The following is a 23,357-nucleotide window of genomic DNA, read 5'->3' as shown; positions in this document are numbered from 1 at the left end:
AACGGAGCCGCCTCTTGCGGGCGGCCGCTCGCGGAGGATTCTCACCGCATCGTCAGGCCTGCACCAGCGGCCGGAAACAGGCGACGACCTCCTCATAGACCTTTCGTTTGAAGGGAACGATCAACTTCGGAAGCTCGTCCATGGGCTTCCACGCCCAGGCGTCGAATTCCGGTGCATGGCCGCCGGGCGGCGGATTGATGCTGATCTCGCTCTCATTCCCTTCGAAGCGGAAGGCAAACCATTTCTGCTTCTGCCCGCGATAGCGCCCCTGAAGCGCAACGCCCACAAGGTGTTCCGGCAGCTCATAGGTTATCCAGCCCGGCGTCTCGGCGAGAAGCGAGACGCTGCGAATGCCGGTCTCCTCATAGAGTTCGCGGCGCGCCGCCTGAAGCGGGTCCTCCCCTTCGTCAATGCCGCCCTGCGGCATCTGCCAGAGCATGGTGGCGCCGTCAACTTCGCTCGCGCGCTCGCGTATGCGCCGCCCGGCCCAGACCGCGCCTTCGCGATTGAGCACCATGACGCCCACGCAGGGCCTGTAAGGCAGATCTTCGGCTTTTATTCGCGTCATTGGCCAGTGCGCTCCGGATCGAAGGTGACGGCGGACACGGGCACAAGCTCGATGCCCCGTTTCGTGACCTCACCCGCCCAGGCGGCGACCGTATCCACGGTCACTTCCAGGGCTGAACCGCCGCCCACGGCAAAGCCACGCGCGCGCGCGATCCGCTCCAGCTCGTCGAGCTTTGCCAGAATCGCCGCGCGCTCACGTTCGCCATCGATCACCGCATCGCCGGCCACGAAGGGCACACCCTTGGCAAGCGCTATTTCCTGCGCCAGGCTGCGCGCCGAGGTGCCATCATCGAAATAGGCAAGCCCGCGTTCATGGAGCACGTCCATCAGCAGGGTCATGGCCTGCCTGTCGGCGGTGAACCGGCCGCCCATATAGTTCATCACGCCCACATAGTTGGTCATGCGCGACAGCATCCAGCGTAGGTTTTCCAGATTCCGCTCAGACGAAGCCTGCGTCAGCAGCGTATAGCGGCCGGGATTGGTTCCAGGATATCCGAAGGGCTCCATGGGTACCTGCAGTATGAGCTCATGCCCTTCGCGCCTTGCCTCCTGCATCCACCGCATCAGGCTGTTGCCGAGCGGCGCGAAGGCCAGGGTGATCTCCGAGGGAAGTTTCGCGATCGCTTCCTGCGTACCCGTTTGGGAAATTCCGAGACCGCCGATGACGACGGCAATCCGCGCACCCCGCGCGCCGGACCACGGGCGCGCATAGGCGTCAAAAGGCCTGCGGCCATCGGGACCGCGCGCGGGAAGCGGTCCCGTTTCCGATTCCTCGATGAGGGCGCGGTCGGGAAGATGGGCAAGACGCGGATGCTGCCCAACGGATGAGGGATCGCGGATCACGATCACGTTACGGGAGGAAAGTTCCGCGTCCGGGCCAAGCCGGATGAGTGAAGGATGCACCCGATCCTCATCCGTAAGCAATGTGCCTCCAGCCGGGCGGGCGGACTGGCTTTCCGCCCTTGCGCTACTGTCTTCGGCTGAGGCCATGGTCTCCGGAGGTTCACGGAACGGCCGCTCGCGAAGCGCCACGGCGCCGGATGTGGCGAAAATGGCCAAGCTGCAGAACACGAGCAGAATGCGGGACCAGGGGAGCGACACTGCCTTCCCACGCCGCCGGCTCTGGCCAAGTGGCTGGTCGATCCCGTCGCCGACCGGTTCCATGCCCCTGCTATCGCCCCGCCCGTTCGTAGAGCGGCGCATCCCGTTTTCCCGGGATTGCGCCGACATTGTTATCGGTTCATCACCGCCTTATCGGGGCTAGGCGGAAAGGCGGGATCCGTCTTCTCGCCGCGCAGCAGATCGAGCGCGTAGGCAAGCTGCACGTCTTCAGCCGGGTCTTGCGGCACATAGGCGATGGAGCCGGAACCCTCCTCGCTCTCCGCCTCGCCGCGGATATGTCCGGGCAGATCCGATTCGCCGCGCGCCAGATCACGGCCCTGGAGTTCCTCCGGCAGCGGCTGTTCGACCTTGATATCAGGAGTGATCCCCTTGCCTTGGATCGACTGTCCCGAAGGCGTGTAGTAGAGCGCCGTGGTCAGCCGCAGTGCACCGTTCTCGCCAAGCGGAATAATAGTCTGCACCGATCCCTTGCCGAAGGAGCGGGTTCCTAGAATGGTGGCGCGACGGTGGTCCTGCAACGCGCCCGCCACAATTTCCGACGCGCTTGCCGAGCCGCCATTGATGAGGACGATGAGCGGCTTGCCATCCGTCAGGTCGCCAGGCTGAGAACCGAAGCGGGTGATGTCGCTGGGCTCACGCCCGCGCGTAGACACGATCTCTCCGCGATCAAGGAAAGCGTCGGAGACATTCACCGCCTGATCAAGCAGGCCGCCAGGATTGAGCCTCAGATCCAGAATGTAGCCCTTGAGCTCGTCCTCGGGGACCTCCTTGCGAATTGCCTCGATGGCGTTGCGCAGATCGTCCGTCGTCTGCTCGGTGAAGGAGCTGATCTTCAGGTAGCCGACATCGCCGCCCTCGACGCGATACTTGACCGCCTTGACCCTGATGATGTCGCGGATGATGGTAAACTTCAGTGGCTCCGCTTGCCCTTCCCGCAGGACGGTTAGCTCGATCGGCGTGTTGACGAGCCCGCGCATCTTGTCGACGGCTTCGTTCAGCGTCAGGCCGCGCACCGGCTCGCCATCGATCTCGGAGATGAGGTCGCCGGCCAGAATACCGGCGCGAGCAGCCGGGGTGTCGTCGATGGGCGCGACGACCTTCACCAGCTCATCCTCCATGGTAACCTCGATGCCGAGACCGCCAAACTCACCCTTGGTCTGCACGCGCATGTCCTTGGCGGCCTCGGGATCGAGATAGGAGGAATGCGGGTCGAGCGAGGAAAGCATGCCGTTAATAGCGCTTTCCACCAGCTCCTTCTCGTCCGGCGGCGTCACATACTGAGCGCGCACGCGCTCGAAAATATCGCCAAAAATGGCGAGCTGCCGATACGTTTCCGACCCCGCCGCATTGGCCACCGTTCCGTTCGTCCCGTAAACCAAGCTCATGACGGATGCGCCCATCAGCGCGCCGGCGAGCAAGAGCGACATTCTACGTATCATTTCCCGTCCTTCCAGATAGCTCCCGAGCCCACCAATGCTTCGGGTCGATCGGCTTTCCGTCTTTCCTGAACTCAACATATAGTTCAGGCACCGCACCCACGGTAGTGGCGGCGAGACTCGCGAGGCGGGCCTCACCCATGATCCCGACCGGCTCGCCCGCCAGAACGGCCTGACCGATGGAAACGTTCAGCCGATCCATGCCTGCCAGCACGATATGATAGCCGTCGCCGGGGCTCAGTATCAATAGCTGACCGTAGGAGCGGAAAGGCCCGGCGTAAAGGACCGTACCGTCCGCTGGTGCCGTGACGATTGCGCCTGATTGTGTCCTTAGAATGTCGCCCTTGAGCTGGCTTCCCGTGCCGTCATCCTCTCCGAAACGCTTGGAGAATTCGCCGACGACCGGCAGCGGCACGAGCCCAGCGCGGCGCGCAAAGGGAAGCGTTTCGGCAAGCAGGCTTCCCTCCCCCGCCTGCTCGCGCGCCTCAAGCACCTTGCGCAGCGACTCGATCTCCTTTTCGAGCGAGGCAATCAGATCCTGCAGACCTTCGGCGCGCGCGGCGAGCTCCTCCGCCTGGGCGCGTTCGGCCTCCATGCGCGCTTCCGCCTCGGCATGGATGCGCCGCTTCTCCTCCAGAAGAAGGGTCAGGCGCTGCTTTTCCTCCGCCTGAGCGAGGCGTCCTTCCGTGAGCCGTTCCTTCTCGGCGGCTATGGAGGTTTTAATGCGCGATAGCGCGCGAAGGTCGGAAATCAGCATTTCCGTCTCGGCGCGCAGTTCCGGCACCACCGCGCCCAGAAGAATGGCGCTGCGCACCGATCCGAGCGCATCTTCCGGCCGCACGAGGATGGCTGGCGGCGGACTGAGCCCCATGCGTTGGAGCGCACCAAGCACCTCCGCCAGGATGCCGCGGCGGCCCGCGAGCGAGACCTTCAGGTCGTTCTCCCGGTGGACAAGAACCTCCAGCCGGTTCTCGATATCATCGATGTCCTCCGCGAGCTTGCGCTCCGTCTTCACGGCCTGGATCAGGGCCGCCGTCAGCGCGGCGCTGTCATCCTTGAGAGCGGCGATCTCGGCGGCAATCTCGGCCTGCCGCTTTTCCGACAGCGCCAGCTGCTCCGAAACGCGGCGATATTCTTCGACCTTCTGGTTCTGCTGCAATTCGAGCTGATCGACGGCCTGCGCGCCGGCGGGCTGTGCGGCTAATGCAATAGCCGCCGTAAGGAGCGCCCCTCCCCAAGAGCCGACCGGTCGCACCTTCACCTCGCCGTTGCGAACACGCGCCCACCTTTAAAGATAGATCGTTAAGGAATGATCAACCATCACGCACCGGAATAAGCGTTCAATCGCATGTTCCGCGATGGAACCACAACCCCTTTGATCGCCGGTTGTTCACGGAAAACAGGGCTCGCGGCTACTCGCGATGGTACGGATGGCCGGAGAGGATCGTCACCGCGCGATAAAGCTGCTCGGCCAGCATGACGCGGACGAGCTGGTGTGGCCAGGTCTGTGCCCCGAAGGAAAGGCTGAGGCCGGCAGCCCGCTTCAGCATCTCGTCGTGGCCGTCCGGCCCACCGATGGCGAAGACGAGATGCCGGGTCCCCGAATCGCGGAATCCGGCAAGGCTTGAGGCAAGCTCTTGTGACGGCAGGTTTTTTCCACGCTCATCAAGCAGCACCAGCAGTGCATCTTGTGCCGCATCCTGAAGCTTCTGCGCCTCCTCGCGCCTACGCGCGTCCGCCGTTCTTGCCCGGCTTTCGAGGATTTCACGCACGCCCGCGAATTCAAGGCCGACAGCCCCGCCGCTCCGGGCGAGGCGCTCGAAGTACCGTTCGGCAAGTTCCTTTTCGGGGCCGGCCTTCATGCGGCCTACCACGTGGACGGTGATGCGAATGGGTTACCTCGATCAAGTTCCGTAGCGGGAAGATGGCACGCACGGATGCATCAGCAGCAGAAGGAATTCCGGCCGATGATTCACGTCCGATATGGCCGGCGCGGCGCGCATCGGACTCCTTCCGGAAGGTGAGGTGCCGTCCTTCCGGCGCGACGCACGCGAAGAGGCGCTAGCTTTCGCTAGTGCACCGTTTCCTCCTCGAGATCCGGAGCCTGCCACATCTTCTCGATGTTGTAGAACTCCCGGACTTCCGGGCGAAAGACGTGAACGATGATGTCGCCCGCGTCGATCAACACCCAGTCGGCGCCCGAAAGACCTTCCACCCGCGCCGAGCCGAAGCCCGCTTCCTTCAAGGAGCGCAAGAGGTGATCCGCCACCGCCGTGACGTGACGATGCGATCTGCCGGAGGCCACGATCATATAGTCCGCCAGCGGAGACTTGCCCTGAATGTCGATGGAGACGATGTTTTCCGCCTTCGAGTCTTCCAGACTCCGAAGCGCTGTCTGTAAGGCGCGAGACAGGCCCGATTCGCTTGCCCCGGCCGGCGAAGGCAAGATGCTTGCCTTCTTCTGGAGTGCTGTTCTCAGAGTGTCTTCCCTTTCCGATAAGAACAACTGCGTCCCCTGCTTTACGCCAAGAGACAATCGATAAAATAGGCAGAGTACCCCGACAGTTTCAAGACAAGTCGTGTTTCGCACTGCAAGCGGCACTTACCGGCGGGCTGCCTCGCGCAGCGCGGTGGAGGAAAGCGATGAACGCGGGCCGTGGATGAATGTCCAGGCAGGCGGAGAAAGCCGCGCAAGCCGAGCCGCTTCCGTTTCCGCTATGCGGGCATGGCTGAAGGCCCGCGCCATGGTCGAGGACAGGAAGGAAAGCGTCGCCCCCGGCCGGTCGAAGACCGCAATCGGCACGCTTTCGGCGATCTCGCGCCAGCGCTCCCAGCGGTGAAAATCCCGCAGGCTGTCGGCACCCATAATCCAGACGAAGAACACGCCCGGATGGCGGCTTTTGACGAGCCGGATGGTATCGGCCGTGTAGCGGATGCGATAACGCATTTCGAAGGCCGTCACGCGAATGCGTGGGTCTGAGACGCGTTTTTCCGACATGGCAATGCGCTCGGCAAGCGGCGCCAGGGCGCCGCGATCCTTCAGCGGATTCCCCGGCGTGACCATCCACCAGAGCTGGTCGAGACGAAGCTTGCGGATTGCCGTCTCCGCCACCAGAGCATGGCCCGCATGGGGCGGGTTGAACGACCCGCCGAAAAGACCCACGGCCATGCCCTTTTCCACGTGCGGCATGCGCAGATAGCGCGCCGGCACGCTCTCCTCCGCCAAGGCCATTCCTCAGGGCCGAACCTGGCCGGTGCCACGCACGCGGTATTTGAAGGAGGTGAGCTGCTCCACGCCTACCGGCCCGCGCGCATGCATCTTTCCGGTAGCGATCCCGATTTCCGCGCCCATGCCGAACTCGCCGCCGTCAGCGAACTGGGTCGAAGCGTTGTGGAGCAGGATGGCCGAATCGATCTCATTGAAGAAACGCTCCACCGCCGAAGCGTCCTCCGCTACGATGGCTTCGGTGTGGTGGGAGGACCAGGTTTCGATATGTTCGATGGCCTCCCCAACGCCGTCCACCAGCTTCACCGAGATGATCGCATCCAGATATTCGGTGCGCCAATCCTCCTCGGTTGCAGGCCGTGCGGATGGGAAACGCACGCGCACACCTTCATCGCCGCGGATCTCGCAGCCGGCCGCCGCAAGAGCGTCCAGAACCGGCACGAGATGCGTGTCGGCAGCCGCGCGATCCACCAGCAGCGTCTCGGCCGCACCGCAGATGCCGGTGCGCCGCATCTTGGCGTTGACCGTGAGCGAAACTGCCATATCGAGCCGGGCTGATTTGTCGATATAGAGGTGGCAGATGCCCTCCAGATGCGAGAAGACGGGCACCCGCGCCTCCTTCTGGACGCGCTCCACCAGGCTCCTGCCGCCGCGCGGCACGATCACATCCAGATTGCCGTCAAGGCCCTTCAGCAATTCGCCGACAGCGGCCCGGTCGGTCACCGGCACGCGCTGGATCGCATCTTCAGGCAGACCCGCCTTCACCAGACCTTCGACCAGGCAGGCATGAATGGCGGCAGAGGAATGGGCAGAGTCCGAGCCGCCGCGCAGGATCACGGCATTGCCCGCCTTGAGGCAGAGCGCGCCGGCATCGGCCGTCACATTCGGGCGGCTCTCATAGATCACGCCAACGACGCCGAGCGGCGTGCGCACGCGCTCGATGAAAAGACCATTGGGCCGCTCCCACGCAGCGATCACCTGGCCGACCGGGTCCTCAAGCCGGGCAATCTCGCGGATGCCCGCAGCCATGGCCGCAACCCGCTTTTCATCGAGCATCAGGCGGTCGAGTAGAGCGGTAGACAGGCCCGCTGCCCTGCCGGCCTCCATGTCGCGCGCATTGGCCTCGAGAATGTCAGGCGTATTGGCTTCCAGCGCGTCCGCCATGGCCAGAAGCGCTGCGTTTTTCCGCTCGGTGGTGGCGACTGCGAGCGGTCTTGCAGCAGCCCGGGCGCGCGCGCCAAGCTCGTTCATCAGGGTCGCGATGTCAGCGCCCTCATGCACCTTCAGCATCGATTCCCTCCACCTTGCGCATCCTTTCACCAGCCGGCGGAGAAAGGACCAGATCGTCGCGGTGCACCATGGCCGCGCGCGCCTCATAGCCGAGCACTGCGGCTATCTCGCCGGTCTTGAGCCCCGCGATCTTTACGGCATCGCTGGCGTCATAGGCAACCAGCCCGCGCCCCGCCTCGGTGCCGTCCGGCCCGATAATGGCAACGGTATCGCCACGCGAAAACGAGCCCCTCACCGCCTTCACACCGGCAGGCAGCAGGCTTTTGCCGGACCGCAGCGCCCTCAGCGCGCCTTCATCGATGACGATGCGACCCGCAGGCTCGAGCTGGCCCGCGATCCAAGTCTTGTAGGCGCGCACCGGCGTGGGACTCGCGCGGAAAAGCGTTGCGCGCGCGCCGCGCTCAATCGCCGATATCGGGCCCGTTTCCTTGCCCGAGGCGATGATCATCGCCGTGCCGGCGGCCGTGGCGATCCGGCCCGCATCGAGCTTGGTGCGCATGCCGCCGCGCGAAAGCTCTGACGCCGCGTCCCCGGCCATGGCCATGATCTCAGGCGTGATCGCCTCCACCACGGGAATGAAGCGCGCATCCGGGTCGCGCTCCGGCGGGGCGGTGTAGAGGCCGTCGACATCCGACAGGAGGATGAGCAGATCGCAGCCCATCATAGTGGCGACCCGGGCCGCGAGCCTGTCATTGTCGCCGTAGCGGATCTCGCTGGTGGCGACCGTGTCGTTCTCATTGATGACCGGCACCGCCTTCATCTTCAAAAGCGTGGAGATGGTGGCGCGCGCATTGAGATAGCGCCGGCGCTCCTCCGTGTCTCCCAGCGTTAGCAGCACCTGGCCGGAGGTAAGCCCATGCCGGCCAAGCTCACCGGCCCAGGCGCCCGCAAGCGCGATCTGGCCCACGGCGGCGGCGGCCTGGCTTTCCTCAAGCCGGAGCGTGCGCCGGCCAAGGCCGAGCACAGTGCGCCCAAGCGCGATCGCACCGGAGGAAACCACCAGCACCTCCGTTCCGGCAGCAGCCAGCCGTGCAATATCATCCACCAGGGTGGCTAGCCACGCCCGCTTCAGGCCCGTATTGCGGTCCACCAGCAGGGCGGAGCCAATCTTGATGGTAATACGGCGGTAGGAGGAAAGCGTGACGCGTTTCATATGACTCTCTCTTCCGCCCTCCTGACTTATATCGGCCAAGCGCCCGCTCATTTCCGCCACCGCTCGTCCACTTCGTCCGACACCTCTTCCCTCTCTCGCGCGTCCTCGATCACGCGCATCAAGGCCCGCAGCACCTCCTGAACACCTTCTCCCGTTGCCGATGAGAGGAGGAACGGCCTGCGCCCCGCAGCCTTTTCAAGCGCTTTCAGCGCCTCCGCCCGTTCCGCATCTCCCAGCAGGTCAGCCTGTGAAAGCGCCAGAACCTCCGGTTTGCCGGCGAGCCCATGGCCATAAGCGGTAAGCTCCTGCCGCACGGTCGCATAAGCGGCTGCCACATCCTCCTCTCGCGCAGAGACGAGGTGAAGGAGGACGCGCGTGCGCTCCACATGGCCGAGGAACCGGTCGCCGATGCCGACACCCTGATGCGCGCCTTCGATGAGGCCCGGAATATCTGCAAGTACGAATTCGCGTCCATCGGTGCGCACCACGCCCAGATTGGGGTGAAGCGTTGTGAACGGATAGTCCGCGATTTTCGGTTTCGCAGCCGTAACGGTTGCTAGAAAGGTTGACTTGCCGGCATTGGGCAGCCCCACGATGCCCGCATCTGCAATCAGCTTCAGCCGGAGCCAAATCCAGCGTTCCTCGCCGGGCAAGCCGGGATTGGCCCTTCGCGGCGCCTGATTGGTTGACGATTTGAAATGCTGGTTGCCGAAGCCGCCATTGCCGCCTCGCGCCAGGCAATAGCGCTCGCCCACACGGGTAAGATCGCAGATGAGGGTTTCGTTGTCTTCCTCATAAATCTGCGTTCCCACCGGCACCTTTAGCACCACGTCAGCGCCCTTTGCGCCGGTGCGGTTTCGGCCCATGCCGTGCCCGCCCGTCTTGGCCTTGAAATGCTGCTGATAGCGATAGTCGATCAGCGTGTTGAGGCCATCGACCGCCTCCACCCACACGTCGCCGCCGCGCCCGCCGTCGCCTCCGTCTGGCCCGCCGAACTCGATAAACTTCTCGCGCCGGAACGAGACCGCGCCTGCGCCGCCGTCACCGGAGCGGACATATACCTTGGCCTGGTCGAGAAATTTCATATTTGCGACTTCCGTACCCGGTGTTCTGCGCCACACTCGCTGTTTCCGGCTCCCACACCCGCCCCAGCCAAGCTGTCGAAACCACCTTCCCAAGGGGGAGAAGGCGCTGCCGCCCACCGGTTGCCATGCCGGAAATTGGCTTGCGGCAACGCTGCAGCGCTTCTAACGCCCCCTTGGCAGCGGAGAAAGCAAATTCTTGGGCTTGGGCTCTGCCCAAGCCCTCAAAATCGCAGGCATCATCGCCCCTACGAGCCCCAGCTCCTGAGGCTGACCCAGGTCCTGCGGTCGAGCTGGTAGCGCTCAACGGGCACCTTGCCGGCCACCACGGAATCCATCATGCCCTGGCCGACATACTGGAATCCGCACTTGTGGATGACGCGCCGCGAGGCGTCGTTGATGACGCGGCAGGAGACATTGAGCCGGTCGATGTTCGTCGCCCGGAAGGCGAGATCGACCAGCGCATGCGCCACCTCGGTCGCGTAGCCTCGCCCCCAGTAGGGCTCGCCCATCCAGTAGCCAAGCTCCAGCCCGTACTCGCGATTGTCAAGCCCGGCGCAGCCGATGAAGGCACCACTGCCGGCAAGGGCCACCGCGTAGTGGCAGCCGGATCGGTCGCGCGAGCGGCTGCCGCGCACGAAGGCCGCGGCATCAGCCTCGGAATAGGGATGTGGCATGCGCGACAGCATCTCGGCCACGCGGCGGTTGTTGGCGAGCTGCGCCAGCTCGGGAATGTCGTCCTCATGCGGGGGGCGCAGCACCAGACGCTCGGTCACGAGAACAGGACATTCTATACGGAGACTATCACCCTCAACCTCTTCAGTTTCGGCAACCATGGCCTTTTCCTCCGGACAAAAATTTAGGGGAGACGGCGACCCATCTCCCCTGAACCTTTTCCGGATTTTCCCGGACACCAGCTCCCGGATGGGTCGCCGGTGTTTTGGTGCGGAACCGGCTACTCCGCTGCTTCGAGAATCGGGTTTACCGACACGTAGGTTCGCCCGTTCGCTTTCGTGGCGAAGGACACGGCACCCGCGGCAAGCGCAAAAAGCGTATGGTCTTTGCCCATGCCGACATTCGCGCCGGGATGCCACTTCGTCCCGCGCTGGCGCACGATAATGTTGCCGGCCACGACCCGCTCGCCGCCGAACTTCTTCACGCCGAGGCGCTTGGATTCGGAATCGCGACCGTTACGCGACGACCCGCCAGCTTTCTTGTGTGCCATCAGACTGCTCCTTTGCGCCTACCGGGGCGCTTCACTCATATATGAACGCTCACGCGCTCGAATGCAATTCCGTTTGGTCGGGCCAGAGCCCTCACTTATTGCGCCAGGGTCTTGGCCTGCTCACGCCAGTCTTTGATCTGGTCAGCGCTGAAGGGCATGGCCGCGTCGATCCTGGCGATGTCCTCGTCGGAAAGTCCGGCAAGCTGGGCGAATGTGGTGAGGCCCTGCTCCCTGAGCTGACCGGCCGCCACGGGACCGATGCCCTTGATCTTCGTCAGATCGTCGCCTTCGCCTTCCGGCGCGGTGAAGAGCGGCTTGACCTCCTTCGCCTCGGCGGACGCCTTGGCCCTCTTCGGCGCCTCTTCCGCCGCGGGCTTGGTCTCCTTCTTCGCCGCAGCAGGCTTTTCCTCGTCCTTCCCAGCGGGCTTGGCGGCCGCCTTCTTCGAAGGCTTGGCGCCGTCGAGCAGGATCTCGGAAATCCTGACGGTCGTCAGCAGCTGGCGATGGCCGCGCTTGCGGCGCGAGTTCTGGCGGCGGCGCTTCTTGAAGGCGATCACCTTCGGCCCTCTGGTGTGGTCAACCACCTCGGCCGCCACACTGGCGCCCTCGACAAAGGGCGTGCCGATCGTCACCTTGTCGCCCTCGCCCACGGCGAGCACATCGCTGATCACAATGATCTCGCCCGGCTCTCCGGCGAGCCGCTCGACCTTTAGAAGGTCGTCCGCGGCAACGCGATACTGCTTGCCGCCGGTTTTGATGACTGCGAACATCTTTCTTGCCTTTCGGTGTCCGGTCCGGCTTGGGCGCCTTGCGAAAAGTCGCCTGCCGTCTTTTTGTCAGTCGTTCAAGATCGGGCCGCGAGAGCCCACGAAATAAGCGGCGCGGGATGCGCCCCACGCCGCGGATGACGGCTCCATATCGGACATGAGGCGAAAGGTCAAGGTGAGGCGGGCGGGTTACGCTGCATTTGGCCTTGTGTCGGGCCCGCTTCGCCGTTATCTAAGCGCCGCTGCATGAGAACGCTTCAGCGCGCGGAGAGGTGGCTGAGTGGTTGAAAGCACCGCACTCGAAATGCGGCATACGGGCAACCGTATCGGGGGTTCGAATCCCTCCCTCTCCGCCATTATCTTGTAGCGAACCCGAGATGAGGCCCCACCCGCGGGCCTTTTTCTTTTTGTTTCAAAGGCGTTTAGCCGAGGCATCCGAACCTCGGAGACTGACGCCGGGTCCAGTTTCCGTCTCTAAACGGCCCTCCGTCTCTAACCGACCGAACCTCATGCCGAGCGGTTCGGCTTCGTGAAAGTCTACGTTTTCAGGTAGTTCCGCCCATCGCACCAGGGCATTTTCTGCGGCAGTTATCCCGGCTGGCGTCGCCATCCTGAGAACGCGCGATAGGCGTTGTGCGACGTATTCACACGAACCATCAAACGCCAAATCAATCGCGCAGATGCGCACACTTGTGGATCCGTTTGATCACGATGCCAGCGCCTCCAGCACGGGGCACTCCGGCACCTCTTCGCCCGAGCACTGCGCAGCCGTGGCGGCGAGCACCTTCTCTATGCGCCTGAGGTCAGCGATCTTGGCGCGCACGTCCGCAAGATGTTGCTCCGTCAGCGCCTTCACCTCGGCGCAGGTCTGAGTCCCTCGATCTACGAGCTGCAAGAGCCCGCGCAACTCCTCGATGGAGAAGCCCAGCTCCCGGCCGCGCAGGATGAAGCGCAAACGCCCAACATGGGTCTCGTCATAGACGCGGTAGCCGGATGCGGTGCGCGGTGGATCGGGCATCATGCTGATCTTCTCGTAATAACGGATGGTCTCCAGATTGCAGCCCGTGCGCCGCGCAAGGTCCGCGCGCTTCAGTCCCTTCCCGGAAACGTGATCTCCCATTCTGTCAAAAACCCCCTTGAGTCTGTAGTCACTACAGACCTTATCTTAAAATCAGAACCAAGGCGAGGACGATGACGCATGAGCACACCCGAAGCAGGAATCCAGACGGTACAAGCCGCTGAAGATGCAGACGATCGGAAGCGGAACATCTTTGCGGCGGGCGGTGTGATCGGCGCCATTCTGGCCTCGACCTGCTGCGTGGTGCCGCTGCTGTTCGTAATGCTCGGCATCTCCGGGGCCTGGATCGGCAACCTTACCGCGCTTGAGCCCTACAAGCCGTATTTCGCAGGCATTGCGCTTGTCTTCATCGGCCTCGGCTTCCGGCAGGTCTATTTCAAAGCCAAGCCCGCTTGTGTGGACGGTTCCTATTGCGCCAAGCCGCAGTCGGCCGTCATCACCAAGACTGCGCTTTGCCTCTCCACCGTGGTGATCTTGCTCGCGCTGACCATCAATTGGTGGGCGCCGCTCTTCTACTGAGACCAAACATAGGAGTAACCGCCATGAGACGCCCCCTTATCCTCGCTGCTGCCTTGCTGGCCCTCGGCGGACTCGGCTGGACCATCGGAACGGCCGTGGCCCCGGCCGCCGCCCAGTCCGCCTCCCAACAGGTGGCGGCCGCCCAGACCCGGACCTTCGCCATCCAGAACATGACCTGCGCGCTCTGCCCAGTGACCGTGAAACGCGCCATGGAAGGCGTAGAGGGCGTTCGCTCGGTCAATATCGACTTCGATGCCAAGACAGCAACCGTGGTCTTCGACCCATCGGTGACGAACGCAGACGCCATCGCCGCGGCCTCGACCAACGCGGGCTATCCGGCCTCGGTCCGAGGCTGAGGCCGATGAAGGACGCAACGATCCTCAAGACCGGTATCATCGGGGCCGCGATCGCCGCGATCTGCTGCGCCACGCCGGTGCTTGTCATTGCCCTCGGCGCGGTCGGCCTTTCGGCGTGGATTGGCGGTCTCGACTATGTGCTGCTGCCCGCGCTCGTCCTCTTCCTCGGCGTGGCGGCCTACGGCCTGTGGCGGCAGAGCCGCGCGGCGGCTTGCTGCGATAGGGACGATGTCCAGACGATTAATTTTCAGAGAGATAAATAACCTTCATGTCCGACGGATTTGAGTTCGACCTCATCGTCATCGGCGCGGGAACGGGCGGCAACGGCGTGGCGCGCATGGCCGCCGCCGAGGGCTGGAAGGTCGCCATCGTCGACCGGCTTCCCTACGGCGGCACCTGCGCGCTCAGGGGGTGCGATCCCAAGAAGATGCTGGTCGGCGTGACCGAAGGCGTCGAACGGGCGCGGGCGATGGACGGCAAGGGGCTGATCGCCGAGCCCCGGATCGACTGGGCCGAGATGATGGCCTTCAAGCGGACCTTCACCGACGCCATGCCGGGCCGGATCGAGGCCGGACACGACAGGGCCGGCATCGCCACGCTCCAAGGATCGGCGCGTTTCACCGCGCCCGACACGGTCGAGATCGACGGCAGGGCCTGGCGAGCGCGGCATTTCCACATCGCCACGGGCGCGCGGCCTGCCACGCTGGGGATCCCCGGCGAGGAGCATCTGATCACCAGCACCGACTTCCTGGAGCTGCCGGAATGCCCGCGGCGCATCGTCTTTGTCGGCGGCGGCTATATCGCGTTGGAATTTGCGCATATCGCCGCGCGCGCCGGGGCCGAGACGGTCACCGTGCTGCAACGCGGGCCCCGCATCCTGCCGAACTTCGATCCCGACCTGACGGCGATCCTGGCTGAGGCGACCGAGGCGCTGGGCGTCGATGTCCACACCGGGGCCGCGGTCAGCGGCATCGCGCGCGAGGGTAACGCCTTTGCCGTGCAGTACGAAACGCCGGATGGGCCGAAGAAGGTCGTCTGCGACGTTGCGGTTCATGCGGCCGGGCGGGTGCCGAACATCGAGGATCTGAACCTCGAGGCCGCCGGGGTGGATGCAACGAAACGCGGCATCAAGGTCAGCCCCGCAATGCGCACGTCGAACCCGGCGATCTTCGCCGCGGGCGACTGCGCCGACAGCGGGCCGAACCTGACGCCGGTCTCGGCCAACGAGGCGCGCATTGCGGCCAAGAACCTGCTGGCGAACCAGGACGAACGCAAGATCGTCTATCCGCCGATCCCGAGCACGGTCTTCACCCTGCCGCCGCTTGGCAGCGTCGGCCTGTCCGAGGCCGCAGCGAAGGAGGCGGGACACGACTTCGACGTCCATTTCGAGCGGACCGAGCGATGGTATTCCTCGATACGTGTAAGCGCCGTGGCCAGCGGCTTCAAGGTTTTGGTGGAGCGTGAGACCGGCCACATCCTCGGCGCGCATCTGATTGGTCCGGGAACGGAGGAACAGATCAATCTTTTCGCGATGGCCATGGGTGCGGGGCTGACCGCCAACCGGATCAAGGCGGCGATCTTCGCCTATCCCAGCTACGCCTCGGACCTCGGGTCGATGGTCTGAGAACAGAAAGAAAGACGGACATGAACGAACGCCTCAAGCCAAGCCACTGCTGCACCCCCAACGCACGATCCCGGACAACCTACGACCTCGCCGTCATCGGCGCGGGTTCGGCAGGCTTTTCCGCTGCCATCACGGCGGCCGAGCAAGGGGCGAGCGTCGCCCTGATCGGCCACGGCACCATTGGCGGCACCTGCGTCAATGTCGGCTGCGTGCCGTCCAAAACCATGATCCGCGCCGCCGAGGCGCTACATGGCGCAAGGGCGGCGGGCCGGTTCCCGGGCCTGACCGGCGACGCGCAGGTGAATGATTGGCGACGTCTGATCGCCGCCAAGGACGATCTCGTCTCGACGCTACGGCAGAAGAAATACGCCGACCTGCTGCCCGAGTATGACGGGATTACCTATTTGGAGGGCGCGGCGCGGTTGAACGGCGCCGGCGTGCTCGTCGAAAACGGCCCTGTCGCCGCCGACAATATCATCATCGCTACGGGCGGACGACCTGCCGTGCCGCCGATTCCCGGCATCAAGACCGTGGCCTACCTGACCAGCACGACACTGCTGGAATTGGAGACGCTGCCCAGGAGCCTGATTGTCATCGGCGGCGGGTATATCGGCGTGGAGCTTGCCCAGATGATGGCGCGCATGGGCGTTGAGGTGACGGTGATCTGCCGGTCGCGCCTGCTGCCGCAGGTGGAACCGGAAGTGTCGGACGCGCTGGCTGCGGCCTTCCGCGCCGAAGGCATCACGCTTCATTGCGGCATCACCTACGATGCCTGCTGTGAAGATGAGACCGGCGTCACCGTCTGCGTCAGCGAAGGCGGCAAGACGGTCGAGCTGAAGGCGGAGCGGCTGCTGGTCGCGACGGGACGCATCCCCAATACCGCAACCCTCGGCTTGGCGGAGGCCGGTGTGGCGCAAGACGCTCGCGGCGCCATCGTGGTCGATGACCACATGCGCACCTCGAAAGCCGGCGTCTACGCGGCGGGCGATGTGACCAACCGGGACCAGTTCGTCTACATGGCGGCCTATGGCGCAAAGCTCGCCGCGAAGAACGCGCTGAATGGCGATAGCCTCGTCTACGACAATGGAACCATGCCGTGGGTCGTGTTTACGGATCCACAAGTGGCGGGTGTCGGCCTGACCGAAGCGGAGGCGCGCGCGACCGGGCATGAGGTCAAGACGAGCGTCCTGACGCTAGACAACGTGCCGCGGGCGCTGGCCGCGCGCGACACGCGTGGGCTCATCAAGCTTGTGGCGGACGCGAAAACCGACCGGCTTCTGGGAGGTGTGATCATGGCGCCCGAGGGCGCCGACAGCATCCAGACGCTGGCGCTGGCGCTCAAGTTCGGCATGACCACGAAGGCACTCGGAGAGATGATCTTCCCCTACCTGACCACTGTTGAAGGGTTGAAGCTGGCCGCCCAGACATTCGACAAGGATGTGGCAAAACTCTCCTGCTGTGCCGGTTAAGCCAGTCCCTCAAACACTATCCCCATCTGCTCCGCCCATGGCCGGTCGGCGACCGAAACAAGGTCGTTCAATGACAGCGCCGGTGGGACGCGCCTGATGACGAGGTGTTCAAGCACCTCGGGTGACAGATAGGCGAGCCGCATCATTCGGCTCACAAACCGGTCGGAGACCTTCTCGGCCGCCGCGATGTCCTGGATCGTGGAAGCGGCGCCCGTTTCCAGCTGCCGCCGCCAGCTCCAGGCGCGGGCGATGGCGCGCAGCACATGAGGGTCTTGTGACCGGCCGTTCCGAACCGTCACCTCGTCGGGCGGCAGGATCTTCGGCCGCCCATTGCGTTTGCGGATCGTCAGGGGGATGACGACCCGGATGGTGTTCGTCGAGTCGGTCATGCGTGGGCCTCCGTCTGGCGGGGCGCCATCATGTCCCGGAGAACCGAGCCCAGCCCGTCGTGGCGCAGATCGACGGCGATGCCGTCTTCGCCGACGGTCACCCGCTCGACCAGAAGCTGGACGATGCGGGTCTGCTCCGCCGGATAGAGCGCCGCCCATAGCTGATCGAACTCGCCGAGCGCCGTGACGACCGCCTTCTGATCGATGGTCGGGCTCTCGTCGCGCAGGGCCTTTATGGTTCGCGCCGCGACTTCGGGTGCGCGGATCATGCGGCGGATTTCGCCGACGACGGCATCCTCGACCATGCCGGCGGGCAAGCGCAGCGGACCCGAGGCGTCTCCGGTCGGGCGGTTTCGGATCAGGTCCATCGACGCGTAGTAGCGGTAGAGGCGCGTGCCCTTCTTCGTCGCGGTCGGCGTCATCGCCGTGCCTGTCTCGGTGAAGATGATCCCCTTCAGCAGGGCCGGCGTCTGGCGGCGAGTATTCTTCGCCCGCAGGCGCGGGCTCTCCTGCAGGATGCTATGCACCTTGTCCCAGAGGGTCTGATCGATGATGGCCTCGTGCTCGCCGGGATAGGCCGTGCCCTTGTGCACGGCTTCGCCAAGGTAGACCCGGTTGTTGATCAGTTTGTAGAGGAAGCCCTTGTCGATCGGCTTGCCGCGCTTGTTCAGCACGCCTTCAGCCGCGAGCGCTTTGGCCAGCGTCGTGGCGGAGCCCATGGCGACGAATCGCTCGAAGATCATCCGGACCGTCGCGGCCTCGGCCTCGTTGACCACCAGCTTGCGGTCGCGCACGTCGTAGCCCAGCGGGACGTGACCGCCCATCCACATGCCGCGCTTGCGGGATGCCGCGACCTTGTCGCGGATGCGCTCGCCGATCACCTCACGCTCGAACTGCGCGAAGCTCAGGAGGATGTTCAGGGTCAAGCGGCCCATCGAGGTCGTGGTGTTGAACGACTGCGTGACCGAAACGAAGGTCACCTGATTGCGGTCGAAGATCTCGACCAGCTTGGCGAAGTCCATCAGCGAGCGCGATAGCCGGTCGATCTTGTAAACCACGATCACATCGATCAGACCGGCCTCGACGTCCTGAATGAGGCGCTTCAGGCCGGGCCGTTCCAGCGTGCCACCGGAGAAGCCGCCGTCATCGTAGCGTTCGCGAATGGTGGCCCAGCCTTCCGCCTTCTGGCTCGTCACGAAGGCCTCGCAAGCCTCGCGCTGGGCGTCGAGGCTGTTGAACTCCATGTCGAGCCCTTCCTCGCTCGACTTGCGGGTATAAATGGCGCAGCGCTGGCGGCGCGGAACGACCGCGACGGCTTCCTGATGACGGCTCATCGGTCGTCCCTCCGCGCCTCGCGCAAGCCGAAGAAGCGGTAGCCGTTCCACTGCGTGCCGGTGATCGCCCGCGCCACCGCCGAGAGCGACTTGAACTTGCGCCCCTGCCAGTCGAAGCCGTCCTTCATCACCGTGACGGTGTGCTCTACCCCGTCCCATTCGCGCACGAGGCGGGTTCCGACCACGGGGTTGCGGGGATCCGCGATGATCGTCTTGCGCCCGGCCCGGCCCTCGATTTCGTCAGCCAGCAAGTCCAGCGTCCGCCGCGTCTCGCGGGACAGGCCGCCGAGGGTCAGTTCCTGGACCCGGTAGCTGAGCCTCAGCTCGAGGTAACTGCGGCTGTTGTTCGGAGCGGGGGTGCCGAAGATGCTTTCCCACTTCGCCTTCAGCTCGACCACCGTCATTCGTTTCAGCGCTGCAAGCTGCGTGACCACGCTCGCGTCCGCCGCGTCGCGTTCGCCCACCCGCCATGGCGCGGCGTCAGTCTTTCTCTTTGTTCCTGGCATTATTGCCCTCCAACTCGGTTGCTCGGTTTGCGACGACCAACACGGCGTTTGAGGGCGAGAATGTCGAATGAACTGTCTTCGCCAGGTGCAGATAAAGAACTGGACTGTTCCGGCAGTATACGCCTCAGCCCCGCGGCAAAAATGAACGCGAGTTCATCGAGGCGTTCGCCCGTCGACAGACGGACGGGCAGCAGCGGGTTCGGGCCAGATCGGGCGTCTTGCATGAGACCGTTCGCAACAGAAGATGACTGGCGAAACGGTAGTCGCAAAACGACGATATGCAATCATATTCAATGACTTATCGCTTTTCTGCGGAATCATTAGAAGCAGATCGAAGCCGTTCGTCAGGCCTTTCCAGCGTGAACATCTGTGCAAGTCGCCCGGAGCGGCGCTGCCCGCAGCATTGTTGGGTCGTTACATCGAATCATCACGGGTGAACTGGTCGTACGCGTCCCAGGGCGTATCCTCTTCGATCTCACAAACATCGAAGGCGTCATCGAACTGGAGAATGGTCAGAGACATGTCGAGAAACTCGGACACCATCGCCAATTCGCGCACTGGCTCCGAGCCGCGGCTGAAGTTCCAAACGCCGTTCGGCCGGGCGACTGGCCTGTCCGAAACGAATCCTCTTTCGGCAGCGCCGATGGCGGCCAGCGCGTCATCCGGGATCGGCATCCCCGATCGAACGAAGATCCCGCTCTTTAGGGCGGCTTTGCTGGCGCGTCCCCATTTCGCGTGGCCGTCGCGCGCCACGATCATCGCCGCTCGCCTATCCGTGAAATCGATCCACTTCCGGCAAGCGGCGATCAACGACACGCCGTAGCGATCCGTGACGTGGTTCAGGAGATCGACGGTCATCTCGTGTCCATCGACCTGAGCCCGATAATCGTCGAGCGGCATAAGCAGGAAAGACGCGAACGTGTCGGCTTCCTCCTCCCGCTGCTTCTCCTCCTCCTGCCAGCTATTGGGAAGCAGTGGTTTGCACTGGAAATCGCAATCGCGATCGAGAATGCCCGAATTGTAGTCTTGGGCGGTCAAGGTCGGGCGATGAAGCAGATAATGACCGAATTCATGCGCGAGTGTGAACCGCACCCGGCCCCGATACCGCGGATCGTCGTTGTAGACGATGTGCCATTCCGGCCTCTTCCTGTGTGGCCTGAGCATACCCTCGAAGCCGGGTAGATCCCCGCCCACGATCTTGGTGATCGGATCCTCGTTGTTTTTGGAGACCTCGCGGGCAAGCGCTTCGACGTCCACCGGAAAGCGGTCCTCTCCCAGAACATGACGTAGCAGGATCGAAAGACGGTTCGCCTCTTGTTGAGGGGATTTGCGCTTTCCATTGCTCATTAGTCGTCGTCCAACGCGTCCAATATGCGACGGAGTCGCTCTTTCGATGGAGCATCCATCTTCTTGTATTTTCGGAAGAATGCGATGTCCTCTGCGTCTTCTTCCTTCTCTCCGTCACCTGCCAGCAGGTACTCAACGGTGGTGTCGATTGCGGTTGCGATCAGAGCAAGTTTTTCCGCCGAAGGGCGCGCGACGTCCTTGTTCTCGATCTCCCACATGTAGCTCTTGCTGGATCCGACCCTTTCGGCGAGCGCCTCCAGGGTCAGTCCTCGCTTCAGTCTGAGCTCGCGAACGCGCTCTCCCAAGGGTGTTGGCACCGGGTGTTCTCCTGTTTGTCCGCCGGGTTCGTTATCGCGATACATCTAGTCCTTGACACGCCGTACCTGCAATACCTATCTTGCGCACAAGTTCGTAGTAACGAACCCGCGTTCGCGCTTTCACGAGACAGGAGGCCGTCATGGCTAAAGCAGGTAACGGTTCGGGCACCCATCACGTGGTCCCCAATCCCAATGGCGGATGGGATGTCCGCCGCGGCGGCGCCGAGCGCGCCAGCGGGCACTTCGACACGAAGCGGGAGGCGATCGACCGTGGGCGAGAGATCAGCCGCAACGCCGGGACGGAATTCAAGATCCACAACCAGGATGGCCGGATTGGCCAGTCCGATTCCCACGGGAACGACCCCCGCAACATCAAGGGCTAAGGAGATCGGCCATGGCCTCAGTGACGAGTTTCATCCGCAACGTGCCTGCCTCGTCGCTGCAGGCCTATTTCCACCACACCGGCATCGAGCTTCCGACCGAGGTCGATTGGGAGGCGCCCGAGCCCGAGGTGGTTCGCGTCACGCTTCGCGCCGTTGACGAGATGGACGACGAAGCCCGCGCCCGCATCGTCAATGACGCCGAGCGGGTGAGCGCCCTGGCCGATGATGCGGGGCAGACCGCACTCTACAGCGTGATCGACGACCGCACGGTGCTCGATGATCTGGCAAATGGCCATGCACGTTCGCTCTGGATGTTCCTGAACGAACCGGTTCGGTTCCGCCATGCTGAGGAGGTCCGTTACACCGATGAGCGGCGCCGTGGTCGGAGCTGGGACGGGTTCATCGGCGAGCCGAACCTCGATCTGCGGCGGGACGAGGCATCCATCGATGCCTTCAAGACGGCACTGCGCGATCGGTTCGCTTCCAACAACATCCACATCGACATCTTCGGGCGCTATCGGCCGACCCTCGACGGCGAGGATTGCGAGCTTGTCCAGATCGCGATTTACCGCGAAGGCCTCCTCGACGATTTCCTGGCGTTCGATGACGCGGGAACGCTCGTCCGCCGCGCCCGCCGTCCCGTCTTCGAGGCGGCCATGACGTATGAACCGGCGACCGGCGTCATCGAAGTCGTCGCCAACGACCGCGAGAGCCGCGAGGAGATGGTCCGCTTCATGGCGCGCGACCTGCTGGGGATCGAGTTCCAGAGCGAGAAGGTGCCCTTCCGCACCTACGACCTCGCAGTTCTGCTTCATCCTTTCGATTTTCCGACCGACCCGGAGGATGGGATCGAGTCCGTCGAGGTCAAGCAGCTGCGTCTGATGCCCATCGACAATGTGGGCGAGCGCGTCACGCTGGAATGTCTTCGGAAGGCCGACCGCACTATTTGGAGCATGTCGGCGGAGCGGTTCGGCGCCAACGATCCGCTGGCTGGCGGTTGGGTGGCGACACAGGCCAAACTCTCCATCAAATTCCATCCCAAGGGCGATGCCAAACGCGGTCGGACGCTGCCGTTGACGATCACGATGCCGCATGGCTGCAATCTCAAGGACCAGACCGAAGAGGAGCAGCTGATCGGCGAGAAGTATCTCCGGCGCTGGGGCATCCTTTCCGGAGACGGCGGTGTCGTCGTCGATTGATCGGAGGGCGGTTGATCTGCTCCTCTCAATCGTGGAGAGCGCGGATGCCAAAGTCGCCGGCGCCGTGCTCTCCGACTATCACGCCAACAGCGCGGGGAAATTGCTGGCGGCGAATGTGCTGCGTCTGGATGGCCATAACGCGGCGGCCGCCTCGCTGGCTGATTTCGAAGACGAGCCGGTTTCCCTGATCTGGTCCTCGGAACGGAACGGCTACGGATACTTCAGCCCGTCTGCTGGCTGGGTCGATGTCCCGAAAGAGCGAATGGGAGTCTACGGGGTGGACTTCCCGGTCCTTTTCGCCCGCTTGCTGGTCGGGCTGGACATTGCGTCCCGTGGCGGCGCCAGAGCGCTCGTTCCACGAGCTTTGTGGGAGCTTGGCGACGCGCGCATCGGCCGTCGCCCGCAGCGGGTCCCGATCTGGTTCGCGCGCCGCCTTTCGGACCGGAGGATTTGGGCAGATGTGGCTGATGCGGCCCGAAGGCGACCAACACCCCATGTCCGCATTCTCTTGACCAGCACGCCCAGTGGTCGGCTCCTTGAACCGGGGCTGCCGGGGCACCTCGTCGTGTCCATCGGCGATGCCATCGATTTCGATGACGGAATGGCGGTCAGCCCTGAAATCCTATCGGCACTTCTCGATGGCACACCCGCCGTCAGCCCTCATACGCCCCTGTCCCTCTCACCGAGCGGGCAGCGACTCACCATCCATGGCAACGTCACGATCGATCTCAAGTCGGACATCCATATCGCCATCATTCGCAAGCTGGTTGAGGGACACCAGGACGGCCGACGCTTCAGCGCTCGGGAACTCCTTGATCATGCCCACTCCAGCGCGAAGACGCTGCGTCAAGCATTTGGCGCGCAGCGATGGGCAGACCTCGAACCTTATCTGAAGTCCGAGAACGGTCTCTGGGGCTTCGCGCTCTGACGAAATTCTCTCTGTTCTTCTCCCTCTGACCGGGTCGGTT

The 23,357-nt window shown here is 63.8% G+C and carries 27 protein-coding genes and 1 tRNA gene; 9 read left to right on the top strand and 19 right to left on the bottom strand.

Translation table 11 applies throughout. The features are described from left to right. Positions 1-52: 52 nt before the first annotated feature. From NYR54_RS16735 to NYR54_RS16675, 13 genes are all read right to left on the bottom strand, one after another. The gene (locus tag NYR54_RS16735) at positions 53-568 is read right to left on the bottom strand and encodes an RNA pyrophosphohydrolase (protein WP_261516848.1); all 516 of its coding nucleotides are present in this window, start codon (positions 566-568) and stop codon (positions 53-55) included. Further along, complete coding sequence (locus NYR54_RS16730; protein WP_261516847.1) at positions 565-1,770, bottom strand: divergent polysaccharide deacetylase family protein; 1,206 nt, start codon at positions 1,768-1,770, stop codon at positions 565-567. Before NYR54_RS16730 ends, NYR54_RS16735 begins: the two co-directional genes overlap by 4 nt. A 29-nt stretch (positions 1,771-1,799) precedes the next feature. Further along, positions 1,800-3,128, bottom strand: coding sequence for a S41 family peptidase (locus tag NYR54_RS16725; protein WP_261516846.1), 1,329 nt, complete (start codon positions 3,126-3,128; stop codon positions 1,800-1,802). Then, positions 3,118-4,386, bottom strand: a complete 1,269-nt coding sequence (locus NYR54_RS16720; RefSeq protein ID WP_261516845.1) for a murein hydrolase activator EnvC family protein — start codon at positions 4,384-4,386, stop codon at positions 3,118-3,120. Before NYR54_RS16720 ends, NYR54_RS16725 begins: the two co-directional genes overlap by 11 nt. A gap of 151 nt (positions 4,387-4,537) precedes the next feature. Then, complete coding sequence (gene rlmH / locus NYR54_RS16715; RefSeq protein WP_261516868.1) at positions 4,538-5,017, bottom strand: 23S rRNA (pseudouridine(1915)-N(3))-methyltransferase RlmH; 480 nt, start codon at positions 5,015-5,017, stop codon at positions 4,538-4,540. Positions 5,018-5,196: 179 nt separating this feature from the next. Continuing rightward, entirely contained in the window at positions 5,197-5,571 is a 375-nt protein-coding gene (rsfS, locus tag NYR54_RS16710) for a ribosome silencing factor (RefSeq protein WP_261516844.1), read from the bottom strand. Between the two features lie 156 nt (positions 5,572-5,727). Further along, the gene (locus tag NYR54_RS16705) at positions 5,728-6,357 is read right to left on the bottom strand and encodes a nicotinate-nucleotide adenylyltransferase (RefSeq protein ID WP_261516842.1); all 630 of its coding nucleotides are present in this window, start codon (positions 6,355-6,357) and stop codon (positions 5,728-5,730) included. 3 nt (positions 6,358-6,360) lie between these two features. Continuing rightward, positions 6,361-7,641 (bottom strand): glutamate-5-semialdehyde dehydrogenase, encoded by a 1,281-nt coding sequence (locus tag NYR54_RS16700; RefSeq protein WP_261516841.1) that lies wholly within the window; start codon positions 7,639-7,641, stop codon positions 6,361-6,363. Next, positions 7,625-8,794, bottom strand: a complete 1,170-nt coding sequence (proB, locus tag NYR54_RS16695) for a glutamate 5-kinase (RefSeq protein ID WP_261516840.1) — start codon at positions 8,792-8,794, stop codon at positions 7,625-7,627. Before proB ends, NYR54_RS16700 begins: the two co-directional genes overlap by 17 nt. A 47-nt stretch (positions 8,795-8,841) precedes the next feature. Further along, positions 8,842-9,879, bottom strand: a complete 1,038-nt coding sequence (obgE, locus tag NYR54_RS16690; protein WP_261516839.1) for a GTPase ObgE — start codon at positions 9,877-9,879, stop codon at positions 8,842-8,844. A gap of 245 nt (positions 9,880-10,124) precedes the next feature. Then, positions 10,125-10,712, bottom strand: coding sequence for a GNAT family N-acetyltransferase (locus NYR54_RS16685; protein ID WP_261516838.1), 588 nt, complete (start codon positions 10,710-10,712; stop codon positions 10,125-10,127). A gap of 119 nt (positions 10,713-10,831) precedes the next feature. Beyond that, positions 10,832-11,101: a 50S ribosomal protein L27 gene (gene rpmA, locus NYR54_RS16680; RefSeq protein WP_261516837.1), complete on the bottom strand. Its 270-nt coding sequence runs from the start codon at positions 11,099-11,101 to the stop codon at positions 10,832-10,834. Positions 11,102-11,196: 95 nt separating this feature from the next. Then, positions 11,197-11,871 carry a 50S ribosomal protein L21 gene (locus NYR54_RS16675; RefSeq protein WP_261516834.1) on the bottom strand — a complete coding sequence of 225 codons (675 nt, stop codon included), beginning with the start codon at positions 11,869-11,871 and terminating at the stop codon, positions 11,197-11,199. Positions 11,872-12,134: 263 nt separating this feature from the next. Between NYR54_RS16675 and NYR54_RS16670 the strand changes: the two genes are divergently transcribed. After that, positions 12,135-12,224 (top strand) — tRNA-Ser (locus NYR54_RS16670). Between the two features lie 350 nt (positions 12,225-12,574). Here NYR54_RS16670 and NYR54_RS16665 read toward each other — a convergent pair. Further along, a complete protein-coding gene (locus NYR54_RS16665) occupies positions 12,575-12,988 on the bottom strand; it encodes a MerR family transcriptional regulator (RefSeq protein ID WP_045449925.1) in 414 nt (137 codons plus the stop codon). 78 nt (positions 12,989-13,066) lie between these two features. On the opposite strand from NYR54_RS16665, the gene NYR54_RS16660 reads away from it, so the two are divergent. Genes NYR54_RS16660 through merA form a run of 5 tightly spaced genes read left to right on the top strand, consistent with a single transcriptional unit; the run spans position 13,067 to position 16,914 of the window. Further along, positions 13,067-13,465, top strand: coding sequence for a mercuric transporter MerT family protein (locus NYR54_RS16660; protein WP_045449924.1), 399 nt, complete (start codon positions 13,067-13,069; stop codon positions 13,463-13,465). Positions 13,466-13,488: 23 nt separating this feature from the next. After that, positions 13,489-13,821, top strand: coding sequence for a heavy-metal-associated domain-containing protein (locus NYR54_RS16655; RefSeq protein ID WP_045449923.1), 333 nt, complete (start codon positions 13,489-13,491; stop codon positions 13,819-13,821). A gap of 5 nt (positions 13,822-13,826) precedes the next feature. Continuing rightward, positions 13,827-14,084 (top strand): mercury resistance system transport protein MerF, encoded by a 258-nt coding sequence (gene merF, locus NYR54_RS16650; protein ID WP_045449922.1) that lies wholly within the window; start codon positions 13,827-13,829, stop codon positions 14,082-14,084. A gap of 5 nt (positions 14,085-14,089) precedes the next feature. Next, positions 14,090-15,445: a dihydrolipoyl dehydrogenase family protein gene (locus NYR54_RS16645; RefSeq protein ID WP_261516831.1), complete on the top strand. Its 1,356-nt coding sequence runs from the start codon at positions 14,090-14,092 to the stop codon at positions 15,443-15,445. Positions 15,446-15,465: 20 nt separating this feature from the next. Next, complete coding sequence (gene merA / locus NYR54_RS16640) at positions 15,466-16,914, top strand: mercury(II) reductase (protein ID WP_341484319.1); 1,449 nt, start codon at positions 15,466-15,468, stop codon at positions 16,912-16,914. On the opposite strand, the gene NYR54_RS16635 is transcribed toward merA, so the two are convergent. The 5 genes from NYR54_RS16635 to NYR54_RS16615 form a co-directional block, all read right to left on the bottom strand. Further along, positions 16,911-17,303 (bottom strand): hypothetical protein, encoded by a 393-nt coding sequence (locus NYR54_RS16635; protein ID WP_045449876.1) that lies wholly within the window; start codon positions 17,301-17,303, stop codon positions 16,911-16,913. The genes merA and NYR54_RS16635 overlap by 4 nt on opposite strands. Next, the gene (locus NYR54_RS16630) at positions 17,300-18,637 is read right to left on the bottom strand and encodes a recombinase family protein (protein ID WP_045449874.1); all 1,338 of its coding nucleotides are present in this window, start codon (positions 18,635-18,637) and stop codon (positions 17,300-17,302) included. Before NYR54_RS16630 ends, NYR54_RS16635 begins: the two co-directional genes overlap by 4 nt. Then, positions 18,634-19,143, bottom strand: a complete 510-nt coding sequence (locus tag NYR54_RS16625; protein WP_081875721.1) for a DUF2924 domain-containing protein — start codon at positions 19,141-19,143, stop codon at positions 18,634-18,636. Before NYR54_RS16625 ends, NYR54_RS16630 begins: the two co-directional genes overlap by 4 nt. Before the next feature lie 414 nt (positions 19,144-19,557). After that, positions 19,558-20,490, bottom strand: a complete 933-nt coding sequence (locus NYR54_RS16620) for an ImmA/IrrE family metallo-endopeptidase (protein ID WP_045449873.1) — start codon at positions 20,488-20,490, stop codon at positions 19,558-19,560. Further along, positions 20,490-20,852 (bottom strand): helix-turn-helix domain-containing protein, encoded by a 363-nt coding sequence (locus NYR54_RS16615; RefSeq protein ID WP_045449872.1) that lies wholly within the window; start codon positions 20,850-20,852, stop codon positions 20,490-20,492. The genes NYR54_RS16620 and NYR54_RS16615 overlap by 1 nt, the downstream gene beginning before the upstream one ends. 95 nt (positions 20,853-20,947) lie before the next feature. Between NYR54_RS16615 and NYR54_RS16610 the strand changes: the two genes are divergently transcribed. Genes NYR54_RS16610 through NYR54_RS16600 form a run of 3 tightly spaced genes read left to right on the top strand, consistent with a single transcriptional unit; the run spans position 20,948 to position 23,317 of the window. Beyond that, positions 20,948-21,190 (top strand): DUF2188 domain-containing protein, encoded by a 243-nt coding sequence (locus NYR54_RS16610; RefSeq protein ID WP_045449871.1) that lies wholly within the window; start codon positions 20,948-20,950, stop codon positions 21,188-21,190. Positions 21,191-21,201: 11 nt separating this feature from the next. Further along, positions 21,202-22,389: a hypothetical protein gene (locus NYR54_RS16605; protein ID WP_045449870.1), complete on the top strand. Its 1,188-nt coding sequence runs from the start codon at positions 21,202-21,204 to the stop codon at positions 22,387-22,389. Continuing rightward, entirely contained in the window at positions 22,373-23,317 is a 945-nt protein-coding gene (locus tag NYR54_RS16600) for a hypothetical protein (protein ID WP_261516830.1), read from the top strand. The genes NYR54_RS16605 and NYR54_RS16600 overlap by 17 nt, the downstream gene beginning before the upstream one ends. The last annotated feature ends 40 nt before the right edge of the window (positions 23,318-23,357 follow it).

The organism is Chelativorans petroleitrophicus (assembly GCF_025398195.1).
Lineage (GTDB): Bacteria > Pseudomonadota > Alphaproteobacteria > Rhizobiales > Rhizobiaceae > Chelativorans > Chelativorans petroleitrophicus.
This window is presented reverse-complemented; position numbering and strand designations above follow the sequence as displayed.

Excerpts from the sequence above, each read along its gene's own strand:
- NYR54_RS16735 (WP_261516848.1), bottom strand. The coding sequence starts at position 568 with ATGACGCGAATAAAAGCCGAAGATCTGCCTTACAGGCCCTGCGTGGGC.
- NYR54_RS16730 (WP_261516847.1), bottom strand. The coding sequence starts at position 1,770 with ATGCGCCGCTCTACGAACGGGCGGGGCGATAGCAGGGGCATGGAACCG.
- NYR54_RS16725 (WP_261516846.1), bottom strand. The coding sequence starts at position 3,128 with ATGATACGTAGAATGTCGCTCTTGCTCGCCGGCGCGCTGATGGGCGCA.
- NYR54_RS16705 (WP_261516842.1), bottom strand. The coding sequence starts at position 6,357 with ATGGCCTTGGCGGAGGAGAGCGTGCCGGCGCGCTATCTGCGCATGCCG.
- NYR54_RS16700 (WP_261516841.1), bottom strand. The coding sequence starts at position 7,641 with ATGCTGAAGGTGCATGAGGGCGCTGACATCGCGACCCTGATGAACGAG.
- proB (WP_261516840.1), bottom strand. The coding sequence starts at position 8,794 with ATGAAACGCGTCACGCTTTCCTCCTACCGCCGTATTACCATCAAGATT.
- obgE (WP_261516839.1), bottom strand. The coding sequence starts at position 9,879 with ATGAAATTTCTCGACCAGGCCAAGGTATATGTCCGCTCCGGTGACGGC.
- NYR54_RS16685 (WP_261516838.1), bottom strand. The coding sequence starts at position 10,712 with ATGGTTGCCGAAACTGAAGAGGTTGAGGGTGATAGTCTCCGTATAGAA.
- rpmA (WP_261516837.1), bottom strand. The coding sequence starts at position 11,101 with ATGGCACACAAGAAAGCTGGCGGGTCGTCGCGTAACGGTCGCGATTCC.
- NYR54_RS16675 (WP_261516834.1), bottom strand. The coding sequence starts at position 11,871 with ATGTTCGCAGTCATCAAAACCGGCGGCAAGCAGTATCGCGTTGCCGCG.
- NYR54_RS16665 (WP_045449925.1), bottom strand. The coding sequence starts at position 12,988 with ATGGGAGATCACGTTTCCGGGAAGGGACTGAAGCGCGCGGACCTTGCG.
- NYR54_RS16660 (WP_045449924.1), top strand. The coding sequence starts at position 13,067 with ATGAGCACACCCGAAGCAGGAATCCAGACGGTACAAGCCGCTGAAGAT.
- NYR54_RS16655 (WP_045449923.1), top strand. The coding sequence starts at position 13,489 with ATGAGACGCCCCCTTATCCTCGCTGCTGCCTTGCTGGCCCTCGGCGGA.
- merF (WP_045449922.1), top strand. The coding sequence starts at position 13,827 with ATGAAGGACGCAACGATCCTCAAGACCGGTATCATCGGGGCCGCGATC.
- NYR54_RS16645 (WP_261516831.1), top strand. The coding sequence starts at position 14,090 with ATGTCCGACGGATTTGAGTTCGACCTCATCGTCATCGGCGCGGGAACG.
- merA (WP_341484319.1), top strand. The coding sequence starts at position 15,466 with ATGAACGAACGCCTCAAGCCAAGCCACTGCTGCACCCCCAACGCACGA.
- NYR54_RS16635 (WP_045449876.1), bottom strand. The coding sequence starts at position 17,303 with ATGACCGACTCGACGAACACCATCCGGGTCGTCATCCCCCTGACGATC.
- NYR54_RS16630 (WP_045449874.1), bottom strand. The coding sequence starts at position 18,637 with ATGAGCCGTCATCAGGAAGCCGTCGCGGTCGTTCCGCGCCGCCAGCGC.
- NYR54_RS16625 (WP_081875721.1), bottom strand. The coding sequence starts at position 19,143 with ATGCCAGGAACAAAGAGAAAGACTGACGCCGCGCCATGGCGGGTGGGC.
- NYR54_RS16620 (WP_045449873.1), bottom strand. The coding sequence starts at position 20,490 with ATGAGCAATGGAAAGCGCAAATCCCCTCAACAAGAGGCGAACCGTCTT.
- NYR54_RS16615 (WP_045449872.1), bottom strand. The coding sequence starts at position 20,852 with ATGTATCGCGATAACGAACCCGGCGGACAAACAGGAGAACACCCGGTG.
- NYR54_RS16610 (WP_045449871.1), top strand. The coding sequence starts at position 20,948 with ATGGCTAAAGCAGGTAACGGTTCGGGCACCCATCACGTGGTCCCCAAT.
- NYR54_RS16605 (WP_045449870.1), top strand. The coding sequence starts at position 21,202 with ATGGCCTCAGTGACGAGTTTCATCCGCAACGTGCCTGCCTCGTCGCTG.